The sequence below is a fragment of the Fibrobacter sp. UWH9 genome (assembly GCF_900129715.1).
GTDB lineage: Bacteria > Fibrobacterota > Fibrobacteria > Fibrobacterales > Fibrobacteraceae > Fibrobacter.
In genome coordinates this window covers 25,596-48,814 of sequence record NZ_FQWP01000003.1, presented here as the reverse complement: position 1 = coordinate 48,814, position 23,219 = coordinate 25,596, and the positions used below count along the sequence as shown (strand labels likewise).

General features: G+C 49.2%; 10 protein-coding genes. 1 reads left to right on the top strand and 9 read right to left on the bottom strand.

What is annotated here, in order from left to right; all coding sequences use genetic code 11:
• The first annotated feature begins 69 nt into the window (after positions 1–69).
• Complete coding sequence (locus tag BUB94_RS03540; protein ID WP_073234313.1) at positions 70–5,598, top strand: vWA domain-containing protein; 5,529 nt, start codon at positions 70–72, stop codon at positions 5,596–5,598.
• 4 nt (positions 5,599–5,602) lie between these two features.
• Here the strand turns inward: BUB94_RS03540 and BUB94_RS03535 are convergent, their stop codons facing one another.
• From BUB94_RS03535 to BUB94_RS03495, 9 genes are all read right to left on the bottom strand, one after another.
• Positions 5,603–6,466, bottom strand: a complete 864-nt coding sequence (locus BUB94_RS03535) for a hypothetical protein (protein WP_073161119.1) — start codon at positions 6,464–6,466, stop codon at positions 5,603–5,605.
• A gap of 69 nt (positions 6,467–6,535) precedes the next feature.
• Positions 6,536–8,107 carry a sensor domain-containing diguanylate cyclase gene (locus tag BUB94_RS03530; protein WP_073234310.1) on the bottom strand — a complete coding sequence of 524 codons (1,572 nt, stop codon included), beginning with the start codon at positions 8,105–8,107 and terminating at the stop codon, positions 6,536–6,538.
• A 40-nt stretch (positions 8,108–8,147) separates the two neighbouring features.
• Entirely contained in the window at positions 8,148–9,845 is a 1,698-nt protein-coding gene (locus BUB94_RS03525; RefSeq protein WP_083538083.1) for a carbohydrate-binding protein, read from the bottom strand.
• 167 nt (positions 9,846–10,012) lie between these two features.
• Entirely contained in the window at positions 10,013–11,830 is a 1,818-nt protein-coding gene (locus BUB94_RS03520) for a carbohydrate-binding protein (protein WP_073234304.1), read from the bottom strand.
• A 95-nt stretch (positions 11,831–11,925) separates the two neighbouring features.
• Complete coding sequence (locus BUB94_RS03515) at positions 11,926–13,446, bottom strand: extracellular catalytic domain type 1 short-chain-length polyhydroxyalkanoate depolymerase (RefSeq protein WP_073234301.1); 1,521 nt, start codon at positions 13,444–13,446, stop codon at positions 11,926–11,928.
• A gap of 205 nt (positions 13,447–13,651) precedes the next feature.
• Entirely contained in the window at positions 13,652–16,018 is a 2,367-nt protein-coding gene (locus BUB94_RS03510) for a beta-xylosidase family glycoside hydrolase (RefSeq protein ID WP_073234297.1), read from the bottom strand.
• 732 nt (positions 16,019–16,750) lie between these two features.
• Complete coding sequence (locus tag BUB94_RS03505; RefSeq protein WP_073234294.1) at positions 16,751–18,349, bottom strand: sialate O-acetylesterase; 1,599 nt, start codon at positions 18,347–18,349, stop codon at positions 16,751–16,753.
• Between the two features lie 183 nt (positions 18,350–18,532).
• The gene (locus BUB94_RS03500) at positions 18,533–20,671 is read right to left on the bottom strand and encodes a carbohydrate-binding protein (protein ID WP_073234291.1); all 2,139 of its coding nucleotides are present in this window, start codon (positions 20,669–20,671) and stop codon (positions 18,533–18,535) included.
• Positions 20,672–20,881: 210 nt separating this feature from the next.
• Positions 20,882–23,149: a carbohydrate-binding protein gene (locus BUB94_RS03495; RefSeq protein WP_073234288.1), complete on the bottom strand. Its 2,268-nt coding sequence runs from the start codon at positions 23,147–23,149 to the stop codon at positions 20,882–20,884.
• Positions 23,150–23,219 lie beyond the last annotated feature (70 nt).

Here is a 23,219-nt window from a genome sequence, read left to right as displayed (position 1 = left end):
GCATAAAAATCTCAAAAATCTCTGAGGTCAACCTTGAGTCTCAAGAATTTTTTCGGGCGTGTCTTAGGAGTGTGTATTATTAGTCTAGCCGCATCTGCTGTTTTTACGGCAGGTGCTTTTGCTGCAGGCTCCACCTACAAGATTTCCGCCACCGCCACAGAATACAACGTCAAGAATAATGGTTTCCTAGGTTCCACCAACTATTCCAACGAAGGGGTCAGACTTATCTTTGTCGCACCCACCACAGGCACCTATACCATCAATTTCCAGACCGACGCCCCCGACAAAGAGTTTAAGATCATAAAGACAGACTCGTCCTACAACGCCAACTTTTTAACCACCTACTTCTATTCCACCTTCAAGGACTCTGTGGCGGTAAATGCTGGCGACAGCCTCTTCTACAAGGTGAACAACTACTGGTACGCCGATACGCTGGAAAACTTCAAAGTCAGCTACAGCACCCTTACGGCCACCACAAAAAATTTGACCGTCACTTCAGCGTCGAAAAATTGCTACACCAGCGGCTCCTCCGGCAAAGTGGTCGTCGGCACAAAGCAGACTTTTTTCGGATACGGGAAAGAGGGGTACCGCCCCGCCGGTTGGAAATACACTTCCGATTCCCTTCGCGCATACGACAACATCACCTATAAGTTTAGCGCCTATTTCTACGGGAACACAAAGCTGGAACTCCAGTGCGAACCCGGCAAAATTTACGACATCACCACCAAGCGTACTGGCTACGACACCGACCGCGATTTTTATGACGTCAAGCCAGAAAACGGCATATGGTTCCGCTACGTCTTCCCAGACACGAACCTCCACGTGATCAAGGGCAGCCCCAAGAGCAGGACCCATTATTTCTACTCATACGAAAACGATTCCACCTTCACGACCTCAAAAGGGAACAGAAGCCTCTACCGCTATTCCTTCGTCCCAGTCAAGGGCAAGAAGGGAGACTCCTGGTATTTCAAAGACAAGCAATCATACTACGATTACAAGGATTCCCTCTTCATCCAGGCAATGGACGCCGCCATTGTCACCACCCAGGGCAAGACCAGGCCCGACACCGTCGGAATCAACGACACCCTTTCTGTATCGGTAAGCGTCAAGGCAGACTCCCAACTGGTCAACTGGTACGTCATATCGGGCAAAGGTACTTTCGCAGACTCCTCCCTCAAAAGTACCCTATTCATACCTTCTACGGCCCAGGCTACTATTGGTTACAAGTTGAAACTGGGCGAGATGTACACCCTGACAAGTAAGCCGACCTCTTACAGCACCCCTAAAAACGGATCCGCCACTAAAGACGGTTATTACGGCATACGTTTCAAGTTCATCGCCACAGATTCCAGCAATTATACAATCTCGTACAACACCCAAAATACCATACACATACTTTCTTATCAGGACGACAGCCTGTTTTCTCGCAGCAAGAGCAGCACCTACAATTATAACGGCAACGGCCATGCCTTTACCGCCGAAAAGGGGAAAACCTACTACTTCTTGCTGGACCAATATTCAGACCCGGCCGAGACAATAAACGTAAGCGTACAGAAAGCGCTGAAGGTGGATGCAGACATCGACTCCACGCAAGGATACATCTACATCTCCGGCAACCAGAAAAATTACGACTACTCCCACATCAAGGGAGACTCTCTCAGCCTATCCGCTTACAGCCGCAACGACTACATATTCTCCAAGTGGGAAGTGACAAGCGGGCAATGCTCCGTTCTCGACCCCAAGAAAGCTAGCACAAAACTGGTCATCAACAGCGATTGCCGCATAAAGGCCGTCTATAGGCTGGGCCAGGTCTATCCCATCTTCGCAACGCCCGTTTCGTACGACTTTAACGATCACAGCTTCAGCAGCGCTTCATACAACAAGGAAGTCCGTCTCAAGTTCGTAGCCCCAAAGGCAGGAAAGTACACCATCGCCATATCACGCCCTGTCGTAGATTACAGCGAAAGAGCCCTACAAATCACCCGATACAAATCTTCAGCATTCAGTACTGCAGACACCTTATTCAGCTACGTATCAAGCATCCTGATAGACACACTGAACATGAACGCAGGAGATTCCATTTTCTACTCAGTGAAATCTTATTACAGCAACTATCAGGACGATCCCTTCTGGATCAGCTATTCCCAGAATACAGCCTCCCTGACGATCATCACAGATTCCTTGGGAACAGCCTCCCCCAGCGGTTACTCGTCGGCCTACACAAACGTGGCCTATCCCATCCGAATTTCTTCTTCCAAACACAACCGGTTTGACCACTGGAGAGTCATCAAGGGAAAGGCAACCATCAAAGATTCCCTAAGTAACGGAACCGTGGTCATTATCAGGGATTCCTCCACAATCAAGGCTGTATTCAAGAAAGGCGTCTTCAAGACCTTGTCTACAGTCAAGAAGCATTACGACTTCTATAAGGACTTCTACAGCGAAAGTCTCCGTACTTCTGTCTTGTTCAAGTGGACTCCCTCAGACACCTTAAAGCACATGCTGGGTATCACGTTTGATTCGACTACGTCATACACCATCAATCACTGGGGAACCGATTCCACCTTGAGCAACTCTACGCGATCCTGGGTTGCAGTTGGCAACACTTTCCAAGCCCAAGTTTCAGGAACACCCGGAGTCCCCCTCTATTTTGAAGTTAAGCTGAGCAGCGCATACGGATTCAAAAACCCGGGTTTCACCATCAGCGAACAGACTCCCGTCACCGTTATCGTTTCAGAATCAAGTAACGGCAGAGTCTTCCCTAAAAACGAAATCATAACTTACCCCGGCTTTGACACCTCCTTGACCGCGATTCCCTATGGCGGCTACAAATTCAAGTCCTGGGAACTGGTAACCGGAACAGCCACTTTCGCAAGCAAGGATTCCGCCACCACGAGAATCAAGCCCACTTCCAGACAATGCACCATCCGCCCGAATTTCGAGCTGGACTCCAGTACGGTTACCGCCGTAAGCATCCTGGACATCAACTTGAACGAACATCCGGGCGTTTGCGTTTCCGTATCGGCAAGCGACAGTAAAACAGGGAACCCCATCCAGAACTTGTCCGCAGAAAACTTCGAAATCTTCCAGGATGGCAAAAGTGTCCCCACCCAGGTTTCCACTATGGAGCAGGTGGGAGGCGTTTCCGTGGCCCTGGTCGTTGATGAAAGCGGATCTATGTCGGGAACAAGAATTACCGAAGCCAAGGAATCCATCCGTCAATTCATCTCGGATATGGGCCAATACGATAGAACGGCAATCGTAGGCTTCTCTGGCGGAAGCAATTACAAGGTCCACCAGACCATGACATCGGATAAGGAATTGCTGATGAATGCCGTTGACCGGCTTACAGCATCCGGCGGGACCAACATCAAGACCGGAGCCTATTACGGCGTAGAACAGGTCTTTGGCGAAACCAACCCAACGGCAGTCATCATTTTCTCTGACGGCGATAACGGATCCGAAACCATTTCCAGCGACGAAGTAATCGATTACGCCAAAAGTCTAAATACCACCATCTATTCTGTAGGCATCGGCGGCAACTACGAAGTTCCCCTGAAAGAATTGGCAGAAGCTACTGGAGGCACCTACACTAACGCACCTACCGCAGGACAATTGGCTTCCATCTATTCCGAAGTCAGAACCTCCGTACAGACCCGCTACGTTGTCTGTTACCGAAGCCCCGATATGATTCTTGACGGAGACGTCCATACCGTTTCAGTGAACGTCAAATTCCTGGAAAACGCTTCTCAGAAAACCGCCACCTGGAGTGAAGATTTTACGCCACCCATTATCCGTCTAACGGACTCCACCAAGGCCCTCATCGGCAAAAAGCAAGCCGCAGGCGACTCCATTGTTATCGAGGCTCGCATTACCACCAAGAGCGACGTGGACTACGCCCGAATCTACTTGCGTCATGCAGGCATCCCCCAAGGATCCTTCAGCCCTTATGACATGGAAAATGTTTCTGGCAACTTGTGGCGTTTTGTGGTTAGCGACTCCATGGCCGTGGCTCCGGGAATCGACTTCTACATCATAGCCGCTGACACGACAGGTCTAATGGGCCGCGGCCCTAATGTCAGCAACCCCGCCGCGCAACCCTACACCATTCCCATTGACAACCAGGCACCTTCCGTTTCCATGGTTTACAACTGCGCAGACACTTCTAACGGAAAGGCAACCTTCTCCTTTAACATCCTGGACAACGACGGCATTTACGAAGCCAGACTGTTCTACAAGAATTCCGACATGGTTGTCTTCAACGGCAAAGCCCTTAGTCACCTGGCCGGCGAAAACCGTTGGTCTGTAAAAATTCCGTCAAGTTTATTCCAAGGTGATAGCGTTGAATTCTACCTGAGAGCCACTGACAAGGCTGGCGTTACCACCCGCTGGAAAACCTTCAGGAATTCATTCATCAACGCCTGCGAAGAACCTATTGAAGAGGAAGAGGATATCCCCGAAAAAGATTCCACCCGTGTAGCGGACAAGGCCGAAATATATGATTTGAATCTGGATGGTACCGCAGACTTTATAAAGATCCGTTTCCAGGAAAAGCTTCTGAAAAAGATCGCCGGCATCGACACCTTGTTCTGGAATAGCCCCGATGGAGATTGGCGAAGCGTTACCCAGAACAACGTGGAAATTTCAAGCGATTCCCTTTGGATTACAGCCAATTTGGAACCCTTCAAATATGGCCTTACCAGCGCAAAGAATTCACCCTACCTGAGAATCCTTCACAAGAAAAGGGGCAAGACGCAGAAACTGAAAATCAGGGACAAGATTGGCGCAGTTGTTGTCAGCGCCCAGAAGCGCCCCGGCGAATTCGCCATAAACAACGACATGGGCGGAATCAACGAAATCTACCCCGACACATTAATCGTCAAACTGTCAGAACCTATCGAAGTAAAAGAAACGACCTCTTCCAAGAAATCAAAAAAATCTGAAGATAGGGAACCTTGGCAAAAACTGTTCCGATATTCAGAAAACTGCGAAGATACAGTTTCCCACCCCATCAATCTGCTGAGCATTCCGAAAAAGGATTCATCGGGGTTGGTGTGGACCTTACTTCTGAAAGACCGCGTCGTAAACGTAGGCAACTGCATCATCACAGACCATCAGGCACCTTATCAGGATGAAGCAGGAAACGCTATGGGCCGCGGAGGCGTAGAGGCTACCGGCACCGACATCGCCACCTATCTTTACAAGATCAGGAGCAACCCCTCTGTCAGCGGCTTAGGCCAACCTGTCGAATGGATTCCCGACGGTCAGGACGAATGGGAAACTCAACCCGATTCTATTTCTAGCGTAGAGGTATGGACAATCGCCCCCTATAAGGTCTCTGTCACCATTTACGATGGAATGGCCCAGGTGCTTGCCACCTTCAACCAGGAATTCGGCTCAAACGGCGAAATGGAAATGGAAAGCCGCAGTAGCAGCGAGCACCGTTACAAGGTTGGATTCATCAGCTGGAACCAGCGTTCGTCAGAAGGACGACTCGCCGGAACCGGAGTCTACACCTGGAGAATCCTGTTCAGATTCGAAGACGGGCATTCCGAACTCCGAGTCTTGAATACAGGCATCAAGCGCAAACAGAAATAAAAAATCAGTTCACCTTAGCCTTGTCTGCTTTTCGGTTCTGGTCACCGATCTTAATGCGAACCGTAAAGCAGTTTTCCAGATTCAGAGCCCTCAGGAATTCATGAAGGATTCTGTATTCATCGCCTGCGGTAAAAGCCTCGAAATTCTTCTGGAAGATATTGAAAGTGTGGGCCACATCGTCTACCAGTTTCTGAGGCACTTCAAACATTTCTACAAAGCTGACACCGTACAGCTTTCTAAACAGGAAGGCGGGCAACACCATTACACTCCTGAACCAGTCCGTAACGACCTGGGATTTCTGGGGCTTGGCATTCTGCTGCTTGATGACGTTTACATAGGTGCGGATTTCCTTGCCCATGGCATTCAGCTGTAAGGGACGGAATTCTTTCATCTGATAGATTTTTGCGTCTGCAATCAAATCCATAGAGGCACAGACAAAGAAGTTGGTAAAGTCGGAATACAGCGACTGGGACATGGATTCCAGCACTTCCATCTGAGACTCGGGAACAATCTTTTCTAACTCGCCACGGAACTTACCCACGGCATTCCTGAAATTAGATTCAGTACAGCAGACTTCATGCTCCCTGTTATTCAGAATAGATTCGCGAGCCATCTCAAAGCGGACGACTTCACGCAATTTCTTATACACGTCACCTTCATCGTCAGAAGTTTCCATCTTGACACCATACTTCTTTTCTACAGAGTCGGCCTTCTGCTTGACAAGGGCAGCATAATCCGTCTCGCTACAAATCTTCATAGAAGATGAAATCAACTGCTTGAAAAGTTCATTGTAACGGTCAGCGGACTGACTGTCAACGGGCTTAAAGTTCAGCAATCCTTCCAGGGCGTTATCGAATTCGTTCTGCATATACTTACCAATTTCAAAAAATCCCGGTCAAATGCCGGGAGGCTAATTTAACGATGCCAAATATAGCTTTTAACCGAAACTTTTCATCGCTCTCTTATTTTCGTACATGGCGTCATGGGCACGCTGCACCGCATCAACAAGAGGTTCGTTCGTGTAACAGTTATAGACGGCAAGTCCCTTGGCAATAGAGATGCGATCCCAGGGAGCAGAATCTTCGGAACGGGTAGCAGCCATCTTGCGGTCCATTTCAGCCAGAAGAGCCTCGCGGTTTCTGTAGTCTTCATACTGGAGGACAGCCACAAATTCGTCTCCGCCAACACGGAATACGGGACTATGGCCAAACACCTGGCAAATAATCTGGCAAGCGTTCTGCAAGAGCAAATCACCATGATCATGGCCGCTGCATTCATTTACCTTTTTCAAGTTGTTCACATCAAACGAGACAAAGCCCAATTCCGTAACGGCAAACATGTTCACCTTATTCTGCAGGTCTGCCAAAAAAGTATCAAAGGCCGTTTTATTGCGCACCCCAGTGAGGCCATCCTTAAAGGCCACGCCCCTTACAAAACCCATATACTCCTTCACATACTTTCGGATTGCAGCAAAATTATGGGCAAGATCCTCCACTTCATCATCAGAACGGAATTCCAGCGAAACATCAATATTTCCGGCAACCATTTGATTGGCGGATTCAGTCAGCGCCGTCAGAGGTTCTGTAATAGAGCGGGCCATACGTACAGAAATCAAACCGAAAACAAGAAGGATTATAAAAGTAAAGCCCATAATTTCGGCAACCAGTGCATCGCGCTGCATATTGGTCTCGGAGGCTGGAACTTCTAGCACAAGCACCATCCCATTAGAAAGGACTCTCTTCACGCAGACCCTGCGGAAATTATCAGGAACCCTAGAACCTCTCGACAGAGACGGATGATAAATTACAGTTCCATTCTTGTTTTCCAGGTAGGCATATCCAGACTCAAGGAATGAAATGCTCGCGATTTCTGAAGTCAGATACCCAAAGTCGATATCAACACCAACAACGCCAACTTCCGTTCCGAACTTGACCAAGGGCATCACATAGGATATCATGTAAATATCGACATTCTTATTTTCGTAAGGATCCATCCAGATGGGTTTACCCGAAATAACGGGGACGTAATACCAACCCACATGTTCGATGTCGCTGGGATCGTACTTTGAAAAATCGGTCGGGACCTGCTTCAGGATGTTTCCGTTCTTACTTGTCTTGGCCAGAAAAACCCCAGAAGTGGGAGGCGTAAACTTGGGATTATAACGCAAATACACAGCCACAGCACTATTCACGTTATGGATGGTCGCCCGCATAAAATTCAGGTTGTAATCCGTAAACGCTTGCTGGCGCAAGGTATCCTTCAATTCATCCAAATCATCAAGCCCATCCAACACCACATAAGATACGGTCTTCACATACTGCTCGATATTCTGCAACCTGGCAGAAATGCGGGCAGATTCCCTCTGGCTGATCAACTGCAGATGTTCCTGGGTGTCGTCCTTGACAAAATGACTAGCACACAAAATGCCAAAACCTCCCACGAATACTGCGCAGAGCAGCAATACGGAGAGGTTTAATCTTAGGATTTTGCTATGAATAGACGTCTTCATGGGTTAAAATATAACCAAAACGCCTGTATACAGCCGACAGCTACTTCACATTAAACTTTACAGCGGGACCATAAGCGGGTTTCGCCACATAAATTCCAGGATTTTTCACAAGCCCGCGAACCTGTTCCGCAATACCCGCAGACAAACCGTACACAGTCCCCACATAATTTCCATTTACGGTAAAGACTGAATAGTTCTGCGGAGTAGCCACGTTAAATTGCAGGCGTGTTCCGACAACCGCATTCGGATCTCCAAGACTGACCCAGTCCACATTGCCGTAAGTACCCGTAAACTGTAGCTTCAGCACATGTTCCCCTTCGGCGATTTCAGACACGGGGAATTCGATTTCGGAATAGGTTACCCAATCTCCGCCCTTGGGAATCTTGACCGTATCGGTCACCGTCTTGTCGTCGATGTACAGGATAAAGCCTGCCCCCTCGAGACCGCTAGCCACTCGGGCAGAACCGACAAGAGAATCATGGGCTCCAACGTTCACAGAATATTCCAGCCATTCACCCACCTGGGTATAGCCCAAGGAATAGCCTTCGCAATCCTTGGTATTCAGGGAGTCGGAGCAGCCAAAGCCAACGATATCCACAGCATCATCCCTATAGACATTTCCCTGGTTTGAAGCATCCTTGTCGTAGAAGGAAACACGGTTTCCGCCCTTGTCATAATTTTCAGCTTCAATTTTTCCGGGCAACGCAATGATTCCGTCAAACGGCTCTTGAACGGCAGGAGTCGTCTCAACAGTATCCGTCCAGGAATACTGCATACGGTCTACGCCAGACTGGTTCACGATTTCAAGTTTGGTATTGGCTCCTTCACCGGAACGGGTTACCATACTGTACCAGTCACCATCGCGGAGGCCAACCCAGTAGAAACTGCCCATCTGCCATTCACGAAGTTGTTCGGACATACCGCGAATGTAGGCCATGAAGTAGTTGGTGGGATTGGGATCGTTGTAATCCATGATCTCGTAATGAACGCCGTTCTTGTCGCCAGGGCCCATAGCGCCACCCCATTCGGTTGCCACGGTGCGGTCGGCGTACTTGCCCACCTTGCCCTTGAAACTGTTCATCCAGCCCTGTTCGGTAGTAATGCTCATGTTCCAGAAGGTGTATTCGTGCACTGCGAAAAGGCATCCATCAAAACGGGAATCGTCGGCGATTTCGGGCACATTCCATGCGAGACCAGTACCATCCAGCAAAACATGGTCACGAGGAACATCCGGGTAACGAGCCAGCCACTTTGCGTACAGATTACGAAGTTCGTCCTTGGTGTACATGTGGGGTTCGTTGAAAATTTCGAAATAGGCATTGGGATTGTCACCGTATTCCTTGATGACGGTATCCCACATTTTCCACCAGTCATCCATGTTCTTGGGGCCGGCGGGCTGTGCAGGGCCCCAGTAGCCAACGAGCATACGACCGTGAGCCAGAATACCGTCGATAATGCCCTTATAGGAGCCCCAGGCCTTTAAAGCGGTAGGTTCGTTAATAGGAATGCGCAGGCTGTTGATGCCCAGTTTTTCTACGAACTGGCTCATGACGCGGTCGGACAGCGCGTAGGCGGCCTGGTAGTCCTCAGTGCCGGTCATGCCGGAAAGTTTCAGCACATCGGAGACGAAATTGTCACGCTTATCAGCCCAGTTCGTACCGCGGAACTGATTCGTTACCGCAAAGGAGCTAACGGCAAAAACAGCAGCAAATGCTGCAACGGAAACCAATTTCCCCATAATATCCTCTCAATTGCGTCAACCACGACGCACCAACCGTAAACGGAACCACCACAATCCTGTTTACAAGTCTAAAGATATTTTTCACAGCGGTAAAAAACGCAAACAAAAAAAAAGTTCCTTTGACATTTTGTCAAAGGAACCAAAATCAATCTGACTTGTTTTTTTTAGCGAAGCAGATACATGCCGTTGGAACGCTTCTTTGTTTCGCGGCCCAGATTTCGGCCCGTCAGAGAATAGGCGTTACGTTCGCCCTTCACAAGACCGGCAGAACGGCTCTGAGCCACCTTCTTACCAATGCGAGCTGTACCACTACCCTCGAACTGAACATAGTCAATATCCATCCAGTCACTAGTAACAGTAAAGCGGAGAATGTGTTCGCCCTTGGTCAAGTTCACCTTCTTTTCAACCAGGTTGTAGTCATCGTAATTATCATCGCCTTCACCCTTGGGCACGGAGATTTCTTCGGTAATGTCAGTACCGTCTACAGAGAACTTGAAGCTGGAAGTTTCGTTGGCAGAAGCCACATAGGCGCCCAAAGTGTATTCACCTGTTTCGGCAACATCAACTGTATATTCGAGCCAATCACCCTTCTGGTTGTAACCAATTACAATGCGGCCGTCAGTCTTTTCATAAATGTCTACGGGAGTTCCCTTACGGTAATCGCTGTTGCCCTGATTTTCGGAATCGCCATCGCTATAGGAAACGTTACCCTGGCCGATACCGCTAACGTCAAAATCTTCCATTTCGATCTTGCCGGGGATTGCAAAGGCCTTGCCCTTGAACGGTTCGCGGGGAACGGGTTCAAGAATCAAGCGGAGCAATACAGAACCGTGGGCAGGAACTTCTGCCGAAACACTAGATCTGGGACCAAGATCCTTCTTCTGCCAGGCATCACGGACTTCCACCTCGCCTTCTACGCCAATATCCTTAAAGTTGACTTCGATAGTCTGGGTAGAGGTATTGTCATTCAGGAGGGCTACAGCGAGGTCACCATTGCGCAAGGGCTTGGTCCAAACCTGCTTACCATCTACATTAGAAATTCGATGTCCCTGCACGCCCAGGGAATCCTGGTTAATGGCAATCATATCCTTGTTCAGGTAAAGCTCCTTCACCTGGTCGCTCATCTTGCGGACATCGGAACTGATCATGATGGGAGCCGCCATAATGGACCACATGGTCATCTGGGACTTCTGTTCTTCATAAGTCAGGTTTCTGTTATCCACTTCGAGCATGTCCGGGTCATTCCAGTTACCCGGCTTTGCAATCTTCCAGTACTTGTCATTGGCATCGATAATTTCGTAAACGCCGCGGTACCAGGAGGTAGATCTCCATTCGGGGCCAATATCGAAAGTGGTACGCCACAGATGGGCGATTTTCGGCATCCAGTCCTTATATTCCCAGGCGCAAATGCTGAACACGATGTCGCGGCCGGAATTGCGGAGAGCCTTGGACATACGGGTGTAATCTTCTTCCTGGTTGGAGCCGGGAGCCGGGTCGCAGTTATCGTACTTCAGGTAGTCAACGCCCCATTCGGCAAACTTCTTGGCATCCTGTTCTTCGTGCATGTAGGAGCCGTTTTCGCTTACCCAGTTGCTGTTGTAATGATGGCAGGTACGTTTACCGCGGTCGCCATACACGCCGAACTTCAGGCCCTTCTTATGAATGTAATCGGCCAGAGCCTTCATGCCACTGGGGAAAGTCTTGGGATGGTTCTGGAGGTCGCCATTGGCGTCGCGCTTGGTGTCCATCCAGTTGTCGTCCAGATTCAGGTAGATATAGCCAGCATCGCGAAGGCCAGAAGAAACCATGGCGTCGGCCACTTCCTTGATCTGGGTTTCGTTGATGTTTTCGTGGAATACGTTCCAGCTGTTCCAGCCCAGAGGGGGCGTAAGCACCAGACTATCTGGGTGGGCATTTGCAGTAACGGCAGCTACAGCCATAGCGGCTGCAGCAAGACCCATCTGTTTCTTCAAACCGAACATCTTTTCACTCCTGTTTAATTCGGTATTAAACTATCCACTTCTGTCACTGAAAACACCAACCTACCAAGATATTTCATGGACATTTTGTCTAGATATTATCGACCAACCTGAATCGATTTCACAGAACTTCCTGAACGAACCATATACACGCCAGATTTTTTTACCAGCGAAAGTACATTCGATTTCATTTCATTGAAATTCAAGGCATCAATCTTTCCAAGGTAGGCACCAGATAAACCGTAGACTTCATAAGTTCGTAAAACATTACGATCCAAATTCAACGCATGCACAGCGGTTTCGCAGCAGGGAACCATGGGCACATCATTTTCATCAACCTTTTCAATGGAAACATTATCCAGCATAAGGGTTCCCGTAGATGTCGCCGCATTAAAGCTTAGGCGGGCATCGGTGTCCGTCGCAGCGGTCATCTGGAAATAGAATGAAAGGGGCTGCATGGAAGTACTAACGTCAAAATTCTGGACCGCGGTCAAATAGCTACCCCAAGGATCTTCATGCTGTTCCACGTTCACTTCAAGAACACGATCTGCATCGGCACCGGCCTCAAAACTGACCTTGTACCATTCACCCTGTTCAAGATGAAGATTGTGCTGGATCAGCTGCACGGTATAAGGCTGCGACCCGACAGCGGAAATATCAAGAACATACTTGCCATCCTTCACAGAACCAACGGACTTACCATCGCCATGATTCTGGAGGGTCCATGCATTCGCAGTAGAATCGAAACCACCATTATAAATGCTGTCGCGGTTGGTGGGTTCAACAAAAGGAGGTACGGCAGGCGTTTCCGCTACCGCTCCGTCGAGAGAGAAGCGCTTTACAAAATTCCAGATTTCGTCAGAGGTATTGACGCTGGCCAAATCCATGGAATACCAATGGCCCTTATCCTTAATGGAAATCAGACGGATATCGCTATTTTCCTTACAGCCGCTCCATTTTTCCATGGAGGCTGCAGAAGTGGTTTTGCCAACTGGATATTGGGAAATCTTTTCGGAGTTGGAGGAACAGCCTTCGTATTCCACCCAACGCTTCAAATAGGAAACAGCGCTGTTGTAGTTCACCGTAGGATCCGTCGTGCCGTGAGTATGCAGAATCGGCATCATGCGCTTGCTGGCGGGAGCGGGATTTCCAACCGGGTAGCCGGACACGGGAGCAATTGCAGCAATCTGGTCGCTCATCTTGTTAGCAGCGTGATAGCTCATCATGCCGCCCATGGAGAAGCCTGAAACATATACGCGTTTCTTATCAATTCCGTATTTCGTATACATTTCATTGATGATTGCTTTCAGGAAGTTCACATCCTTGTCGCCAGAAATATCCCAGGACTTATTTTCGCCATTAGGGAACACCACCACAAATCGGGCGGTATCCGCGATTTCTTCCCACTTAGCCGCATCATGCTGGTAGGGGGCATCCTGATTCATGCCATGCATCTGAATAATCAGGGGGCGATCTTTTTCGATATTAGCGGGTGCGTAAACCAGCATATTACGGTTCGCACCATTCACATTGATATTCTGAGAAGGAATCCCAAAGGAACTTCCCATAAATACAGTCAACGCAGCAAATGCTGCGACAAAGAACTTTTTGCCAGACATCCACATCCTCATTTTTAAGGTTAGCGGACACCACTCCGCGAACCCACCTTAAAACTATATGGGTTGTAAGCAAAAAGAAAACATCAAACCATAACAACTATGGATAAAAAGTCCATGACAAAACAAGCAAAAAAAAACGGCACCCGACGTAAATCAGGTACCGCTTTAGTGTATGGGATGTGTTATGAAAGATCGTTTGTAAAATTTACTTGGTCACGGTAATCTTGTGAACCAGGCCACCACGGACAGGCTTTACGATATACATGCCGCTCTGCTTTACAAAATCGCGGGTAACGTTCACGATATCGGCGCCATTGCTGTTCACGATTCCCAGCAAGTTTCCGTTCAGGTTAAACACGCGGTAGTTCTGCTGACCGCCAACCACCATGCGAATGTCCCTGATGGAGGTGGTGCCAATAGGAGCGGGATCCGTTGCGTCCTTACCTTCGGCAAAGTTAAAGTAGTCAATGTCGAACCAGTCTGCGGTGGCGGTAAAGCGCAGGATATGTTCACCGGCAGGCAGGACCACATTAGCATTCACCTTGTTGTAATCATCAAAGTTCTGTTCTTCGCTATCACCGTCTTTCTTTGCAGCAGGAACAGCGATGTCTTCAGTAAGATCCTTACCATCCAGAGAAAGCTTGAAGCTGGAGCCACCATCGGAAGCGACTGCGGCAAACAAAGTATAGTCACCAGCCTTTGTAACATTGATGGTATATTCCAGCCATTCATCCTTCTGGATATAGCCAACCACAATGCGGTCGCCAGATTTCTTGTACAGATCTACGCCAGTATCCTTACGGTAATCGGAGCATTCGCTAACCTTGTCACCAGTGCAGGCACGATTTTCGGAATCCTTGTCGCTGTAAGACGGACCGCCCTTGCCCTTACCCGGATCGTCAAAGTCTTCAGCTTCGATCTGGCCAGGAAGTGCCCACGGAGTCTGGGTTGCATTGTGTGCCGTCTGGGGAATAGGTTCTGCGCCGGCACCATCCAGGTAGATTTCATCATTTGCGTCTACACCAATCTTGAACCAGTCAAAGTCAACAGATCCGCCAGCGGTTTTTGTTGCCCAGTTGAACAAGCCAAAACGATTACCCACGAACATGTGCAAATCGAAGCTCAAGCTTACATTAGTACCGATCTTCTTCCAAGAACTGCCATCTTCGCTGTAGTAGAAGGAGGCTGTGCCCTTATCGACAGGAATGTCAAAATCGACGCGGAGGTAAACCTTGGAGCCAGAAAGATTTTCAGAAGCCTCGCGCTTTTCACCATCCTTGGTACCGCTGTACATGACAACCTTATAGCTGCCGCTTTCCTTCGTAATGGCAACCATGCCCTTGTTGTCCTGCCAAGCAGCAAGACCGGCAACATCGCCATCATTCATATTAGTGCCATCCACCAAGGTACGGCCAACGCACTTGGGGCCAAAGGTACGCTGAGTCAGCATATTCTTGACGCTGGTAATGCGGGCATCGGTACGGCCAGTGGTAATGCGGAGCTTGCCATCAGCCAGTTTCCACTTGGAGTTATCCGGATTGTGGTTCCACTGCCATTCCAGCGGAAGTTCGTCGCCATCAAAGTCATCGGAAGTGACCATGCCGTAACCCGGTTCCACTTCGCTAGGCAAATCCAAAGTTGCGGGAGCCTTCTTGGAACCGCCTTCAGGTTCCGGCCAACCATCCTTCCACACCGTGGGAACCAGGTGAGAAATACGGCCAATAGGACCAGAATCGCGGAACAGGAGCGCATACCACTTGCCATCGGGAGTATCAAAAATACCGCCCTGGGCTACGCCATTATCCTGCAAGAAGATTCGGCCGGTAAAGCCATCCAAAAGGTTCTTGGAACGATAAACAATTTCAGTACGGCAAGCGCCTGCGGGCCAAGAAATAGTAAACAGGTAGTATTCACCGTTCACCTTTTCCATGTGAGAGCCTTCCTGCTGCACATAGTAATCGCGATCGCCCTTGCCGGTAATCTTGTTGACACTAACGCCACCAACCTTACCACTGCGGCCGCCAGCCTTGACGCCAGAAGCATCGTCGTTCAGCTGCACATAGCTAATCTGATCGCCAGAACCGTAGAAAACCCAGGCCGTGCCGTCATCATCGAAGAACAGAGAGGGATCGTGATAGAAGGGCAGCTGGACTTCGCTCCAGGGGCCGCCTTCGATATCCTTGGTCTTGTAAAGGTGAGTCTTGTTGGTGGTATAAGACGGAGTCAGGACGTAATAGTAACCGTCCTTCTCTCGATAGCGGATGCTAGAAGCCCAGGAGCCCTTACCATAGGCATCCTTACCGCCGTTCAAATTCATGTTGTCGTTATTGGTCAGGGTTTCGTACACATAACCAATAGTGCGCCACTGAGCCAAATCGGTGCTCTTGAAAATGGGAATGCCCGGAGCGTAATGCATGGTGGTCGTCACCATGTAGTAGTTGCCCTCGACGCGTACAATGGAAGGGTCCGGAGAATCGGACCAGATCACCGGATTATTAACAGTGACGGCAAAGGCGCCAACTGCAGAACCGAGCAAAGCTGCTCCGGCAAAAAACTTCTTTAACAATCCCATATCATCTCCTCAGCAGGCCACACCAACAACCTGCGGTTTTCATGACTATAAATTACCTCTGTCCAAGGACAAAAAACATGCCTAGACAAAAGCTTTTATTGACATTTTATCAATGGGGGGACGTTATAAACGTCTGACTGTTTTCAGTAGGTACTGCTTTGCGGGGAGAGGGCCCGCACTCAGAGTTACGAAGGCCGTCAGCCCTCTCCCCCGCACCCCTTTCCCGCCCGGCCACGTGAAAGCAGATTAGAACGTTATTGCATAAAAGGAACGTCTTTTTCATTCCTCACTAAAACATTTTTTCAATGAGGGGGGGGACCTTATAAACGTCTGACTGTTTTCTATAGGTACTGCTTTGCGGGGAGAGGGCCCGCACTCAGAGTTACGAAGGCCGTCAGCCCTCTCCCCCGCACCCCTTTCCCGCCCGGCCACGTGAAAGCAGATTAGAACGTTATTGCATAAAAGGAACGTCTTTTTCACTCCTCACCAAAACATTTTATCAATGAGGGGGACGTTATAAACGTCTGACTGTTTTCTATAGGTACTGCTTTGCGGGGAGAGGGTGTGATGCATCAAAAAAAAAGAAAGGGTCCGCGAACGGACCCTTTCCCCTCTAACCACCAAAATTTCGTTTTATCCGTAAATCAGACCAAGCGCTACTGCTACAATGCCGCAGACAACAATCTGTTTTACGATGGAAATTTCGTGAGCGCCCATAAATCTTCCTTGGTGTTATTTTTCAACTCGCATAATGAAGTTCTTTTCGCCGGGGACACTGACCAGGTAAACGCCCTGCTTCTTGGTAGCAGACTTGCTTACGCGATTGCCCTGCATATCGAAGTACTGGGCCTTGGACATATCCACCTGCTGATTGGACTTCACACCCAAACGGATTGCCGTGGGATCTTCTTCAGAACCGCCCACCTTGACAAATTCCACATAGTCGATGTCAATCCAGTCGTTGGTGATTTCCAGTTTCAGCTCATGTTCACCAGCGGTGAGAGTTGTGGAGCCGCCCTTCACAGTCGTGTAGCTTTCTTCGCTAAAGCCCAAGCCCTCGTTGACCATTTCAGTACCGATCTGCTTTTCATCCATGTAGAGGACAAAGCTACCAGTGCTGTTTTCGCCAGCGATTCTTGCAGAAATTTCGTATTCACCATCAGCAGCCACGTTCACGGTATACTTGAGCCATTCGCCCTTCTGGCAATGACCGATAGCCATACCCTTATCCGGCTGGTAAATATCCACGTCATCCTTACGGAGCTTGCCACCTTCGTTGCCCTTGCTCAAGTCATAGTAAGCTTTTCCGGCGCCGCCCTTGTTGTAGTTTTCGGCCTGAAGCTTACCCGGAATTTCAATAGGATCTGCATAGGGGCCATATTCTTCAGGGGGTTCATCAGCCACTGTAGACTTGCTGGGGTCAACCAGATCCACGGCGGGTGCGTTGGGGTCAATAGTCTTGTCGATCAGCTTCAGCATTTCGGAGCAGTAACGCTTGCCCAGTTCAATGACACCTTCGCGTCCGAAATGGTAAACATCCTTGCCGTTACCCTTCAAGCCCTTGGAAGATGCCAAACCAAACTTCTTGAAGTTGTTCTTCAGCAGAGCAATGCCGCCGTTCTTGCTGGAACAGCAGTTGTTACCTTCCTGGAGCAATTCACCAGCCACGAAAGGAACTTCGTTTTCGTCCAGATCGAGAGCGTCGATAATGTCCTTGTAGGTCTTGTAAACAGTCTTACGCCAGTTATCATCAGTACCGTCAGATTCACCCTGATGGAAGATGAAACCCTTGATGACACCCACTTCCTTGGCCTTCTTGGCAAGTTCCAGAATACGTCCCGGAGGATTGTTGTCGTAATCCTTGGGCCAGCCCCAAGACTTAATGTCCTTACCATCGCCGTCAAAATAAGCCTGATACTGATCCTTGTCAAATGCGCGGATACTGACAGCACCGATAGCCACAGGAATAATACCCACGGTCACACCCGGCAGGGAGTCCACCATGGCGCGGCCAAAGTAGTCAGCGGGGGAAAGCTGTTCAAACGAGTGGAACATGGGGGGAATTGCCGGATACCATTCTCCGGTCTTGATAGACTGGGTTGTGGAACCAGTACGGCTGCTGGCATTTGCCGTGTGAGAAGCCAGCATAATAAAGTTCTTGGGTTCCTGAGCCTGATCCACAGACGGAACGATTTCACCGTTACCCGACATATTGGACTGGCCATAGGCAATATAAATATGGAAATTCGGATTGGGTGCAGCAAAAGCACAACCGGCAACAGCCAATACACCCAGCGCCGCCTTCATAAATTTAGACTTAATTGTATTCATAACACTCCTCGTACAATTTATCACACTATAAACTATTCTTTAATGGAATAAAAAGCAAAATTTCTACACGTAAAATATGGATTATATGTCCAAAAAACGTCATATTTTAAAAAAAGGGACATCCCAGTTTCCCAGGACGCCCCTTTTTGGTTTTGGTTTGGTTTATGGAAGTTTTTATGAATCTTACTTAGTTACGTTCACTACAGCAGAACCAGAGACGGACTTCACCAGATAGGAACCCTTTGCCTTTACAAGGTCAGCAGTCTTGTTCTGCAGATCCACAGATTCAGACTTGAAGGAACCCATCAAATTACCGTTCATATCGAACACGGAGTAGTTCTGTTCGCCAGCCACGTCAAAACGGACCTTGACAATACTAGTCGTATCTTCAGGATCTTCGGGATCCACAACCGGTTCCGGGTCAGTTGCGTCCTTGCCTTCGACGAAGGTGAAGTAGTCTACATCCAGCCAGTCGGAGGTCACCTGGAAGCGAAGGATATGTTCACCTTCGGTAAGGGTTACATTTCTCTGGATCTTGTCAAAGGAGTCAAAATTGCCTTCGCTAGAAGTAGTTGCCGGAGCGACGATGGTATCGGTAATAGCCTTGCCATCCATCAAGAGCTGGAAACTTGCAGTACCGTTGTTGGAAGCCACATAGGCGAACATGGTGTAATCACCGGACTTGGCCACCTTCACGGTGTATTCAAGCCATTCACCATTGCGGTTGTAGCCGACCACGTTGCCAAAGGACTTCTTGTAGATATCGACGCCGGTGTCTTTGCGGTAATCAGAACATTCAGAAACATCGGTATCCGAGCAAGAATGGTTTTCGGAATCGGTATCATAGAAAGTCTTGTTGGCGTTACCCGTACCCGGGATATCAAAGTCTTCGGCCTGGATCTTGCCCGGGATGGCGAGGGCTTCACCCTTGAACGGTTCACGGGGAGTAGGAGGAGCAAAGGCGGCAGCACCAACCAGGGTCACAATGCAGTCCTTGTTGGAGGAACCGGATTCCATCTTGATGGTCACGGAACCGTTAACCACATCATATTCATCCAGGTATTCCGCATTCTTGTTTTCGCTGGTCATGTAGGCGCGAACGGTCTTGACATCAGCACCCTTTATGTTGACCGTAACAGTCTTTGCGTTCCTGGCATCACGATTAAGGAGAACCACGATGACGCTATCGCCATTGGCGCTCTTGTAAGCGGAAGCATGAACGTCAGTTTCGGGCTTCAGGGTAGCACCCACACGAACTGCACCCGGACGGATGAATCGGGCAAACTGGCTCATGATGTAGCCGCGCTTGGAAACCTTGCCCACTTCGTTGGAAGGAATGGAAAGCTTATTGCTAAAATCCGTTTCCATGATCAGGCCATAGCAACGACGGATGTACCACCAGGTGTACTGATTGAAGTTACCAATAGCCAAGGCACGATGAATATCGTAGGCCACGTCCATAGCGCGGACGGTGTCCTTCTTGTTCTGATTTGCCTGGTCACCGGTATTCATAATCTTACGCCAATAGTTGCCGCTGCCCTGGCTTTCGGTATAGTGTTCCGTCATCCAGCGTTCCACATTTTTCTGGTCAGCGAGAGAGTACTGGAACCAGGAATCTGCGGTATAGGCTTCACTAGCGTAGAAGTGGGCGCCAAGAATGTCCCAGTTCTTCAGAACATTATCATCCTTCAGAACCTTGTCGTACATGCCCTTGGCATAGGCAAAGGATTCCGTAGAAATCACCTTGGTGCCATGCTTACGCATCTTGGCGGCGTAATCTCTGGTAAAGTTGTAAATTTCGTCAGCAGACCAGCAGGCCCATTCGCCGCACCAGTCCGGTTCGTTGCTGATGGAAAGGGCGTACAGGGGAACACCCTGGTTGATCATGTATTCTGCAAAGCTATTCAGATGGTCAACATACTTCTGGTAGTTGCTGGAGGCGATGTGCTGACCGGCACCTGCATAGTTGGAAGTCCAGGGGGTTGCATAGAGAATGAAGTCATTGCCGGCATACTTCTTGGCGGACTTGGCGGCGGCAACATCCTTGTTAAAACTGTTAGAATTTCCGTAAACCGGAATACGGAGGGTATTCAAGCCAATTTGGCCATCACCGGTACCAAAGGCAAGCTTAGCATCGGCATCGGAGAGACCTTTACCGCCCTGCCATTCATTGTGGACCATGCCACCAAAACCACGAATTACCTGATATTCAGTATTTGCATCGACAGTAACAGTCGAAGCCAAGGCGCTACCGGCAAAAAAGCCCAGGATGCCAAACAAAGACGCAATCTTGCCTACGCAAGAGCAATTTCTATTCCACATATCCCATACTCCATGTATGAAGAGCGACACCACTCGCCCTATGCAACTTAAACTATTCCATTTCGGAGCATATATCCACTATGGACACCCTCTTTCCATGGACAAATTGTCCATAGACAAAAAGCCCCCAGGCAAATTCTGGAGGCTTTTTTGGATGCGTTTATGGTATCTTTTGACGATTTTCGCCTAAATTCAACGATTTTCTGCGTTTTAGCGAACCACACGGATCATGGACTTTTCACCATTGGTACCACGGATCATGAAGATGCCCTGGACACCCTTGGCAGAATTTTTCCACTGGGCCGTTGCAGAAGACAGGTCCTTGGCATCGATGGTAGCCATCTTCTGACCGTTTACATCGAACACCTGGAAGCTTCTGGAAGAGGTCACGTTCATACGGATAGACTTAATGGAAGTAGGATCAAGTTCCACGTCATCCGGTGCATCGGCGCCAGCAACGAAGTTGATGAAGTCGATGTCGAACCAGTCTGCAGTGGCGGTAAAGCGCAGGATGTGCTCGCCCTTGGTCAGGTTCACATTGGCGCTAACCTTGCTGTAATCGTCAAAGTTCTGGGCAGATTCTTCGCTCTTCTTGTTGGCGGGAACAGCGATATCTTCTGTAATATCCTTGCCATCGATAGAAAGCTTGAAGCTGGAACCACCATCAGAAGCAACAGCGGCATACATGGTATAAGTGCCAGTTTCAGCAACGTTCACCGTATATTCCAGCCATTCGCCTTCGTTGATGTAACCCACAATCAGCTTACCGCCAGCCTTCTTATAGATATCTACGCCAGTACCGTCACGGTAGTCGGAGCATTCCGCTTCCTTGCCGGCATCGGTGCAGGAGTGGTTTTCGGAATCCTTGTCATAGTAGGACTTCAAATCGCTACCGCGGCCAACACCGGGAACGTCAAAGTCCTCCATCTGGATCACACCGGGGATAGCCCAGGCGGTGCCGCCATAAGGTGACTGCGGCGTGGGTTCAGTAGTTCCGCTACCTTCGAAGCCCCAGGCCTTGATAGCCATGGTAGAATCCTTGGCACCCTTGAACACCAGGAACAGCTGATCCACAATACCGGAGAGGCCTTCAACTTCGCACTTGTTTTCGGCATAGGTCGTCTTGGAACCAGTATTCTTCAGTTCGCAAGTACCAGCCAAGGTGCCAGTTGCAGAACCCTTGCGGATTTCAATGGTGTTCCCATCGGCAACACTACCCGCTTCAACGATAAAGCCAGTTGCTGCAGTACCGAAGTCTACACCAGAAACGCGAATCCAGGATTCCTTGGTAGAAAGAGGCAACAGAAGGCTACCAGATACCTTACCCGGAGCCCACAGGGAACGGCTACGGACGCCTCTCTGCTTGGAGCTAGTCAGAGCCGGATACCAATCGTACGGGTCAAAGTTTTCAATCTGTTCCGGACCTTCGTTAGTGCAAACCACCTGCTTAATGGTACCATCGGCGTTATAGAACATTTCGTCTACAGAAACGCTACGGTGGTAACCTTCGTTAGGCTTAGGCATGCCATCATCGGCAGGGATAATTTCCAGACCATCGTGGCCCTTGGCAATACGGCGATCATGGTAAACCACATAGGAATGGCCCTTGAATTCGGCGATACCGTGGTGGTTGTTATTGCCGTTAATGCTCTTGCCATTCATGCTGGGATCGCCAAGGATGGTACCCTTCCAGGTAAAGGGGCCCGTGGGGCTATCACCAATACCATAGTCAATAGTGGGAGCACCCTGCTGCCAGCCAGTACTGTAGGAGAAGTAATACTTACCTTCATGCTTATGGATGTAGGAAGCTTCCAGCATCTTGCGGGTAGACAGGCCGTTCACCTTCACGTGAGAGCCGGTACCCACCGGAGCATCCTTGGCATCATTCAGCTTTACGACGTCAAAGTTATCTGTGTTCGGACGACTAGTGCTTTCGCCACCACCCCATGTCACATAGGTAGTACCATCGTCATCGATGAAGATACCCGGGTCAAAGCACCAGGAAACGCCATCACAGTCAATATGGCCCTTTCCCCAACCGGCAACCAGCTTGTCCTTGCCACCGCCCACAGCGTTGCTCCACGGACCGGCGATGCTATCAGCCTTGATGTAGCCAATACCGCCGCCACCGCCATCGGGGAACACAATATAAAGTTTACCAGTCTTGGGATCGGAAGCAATACCGGAAGCCCAAATATCACCGATGCCGTTGATTTGACGGGCATCATAGATAATACCGAAATCAGTCCAGTTCTGCATGTCCTTACTGCGGAAGCCGTAAAGAGCATAAATCTTATAACCATCGGAATTATAGGGAGCCGGGTCATCGGAATCGGTGATGATGTAGAAATATTCATCATCGGCGGCGGCACCCGGGTCAGCCAGATAATGGTAAGTTGAAATCGGATTGTAGGCCAGGCCGAAGGTTGCAAGACCTGCGGCAAAGGTGGCGCCAACCACTTTCTTTAAAAGCTTCATGCTAAACTCCCTAAGGCCTTAAATACACCCAGCCTTATCTTTTCATTTCTAAAGATATTTCCGGCAGAAG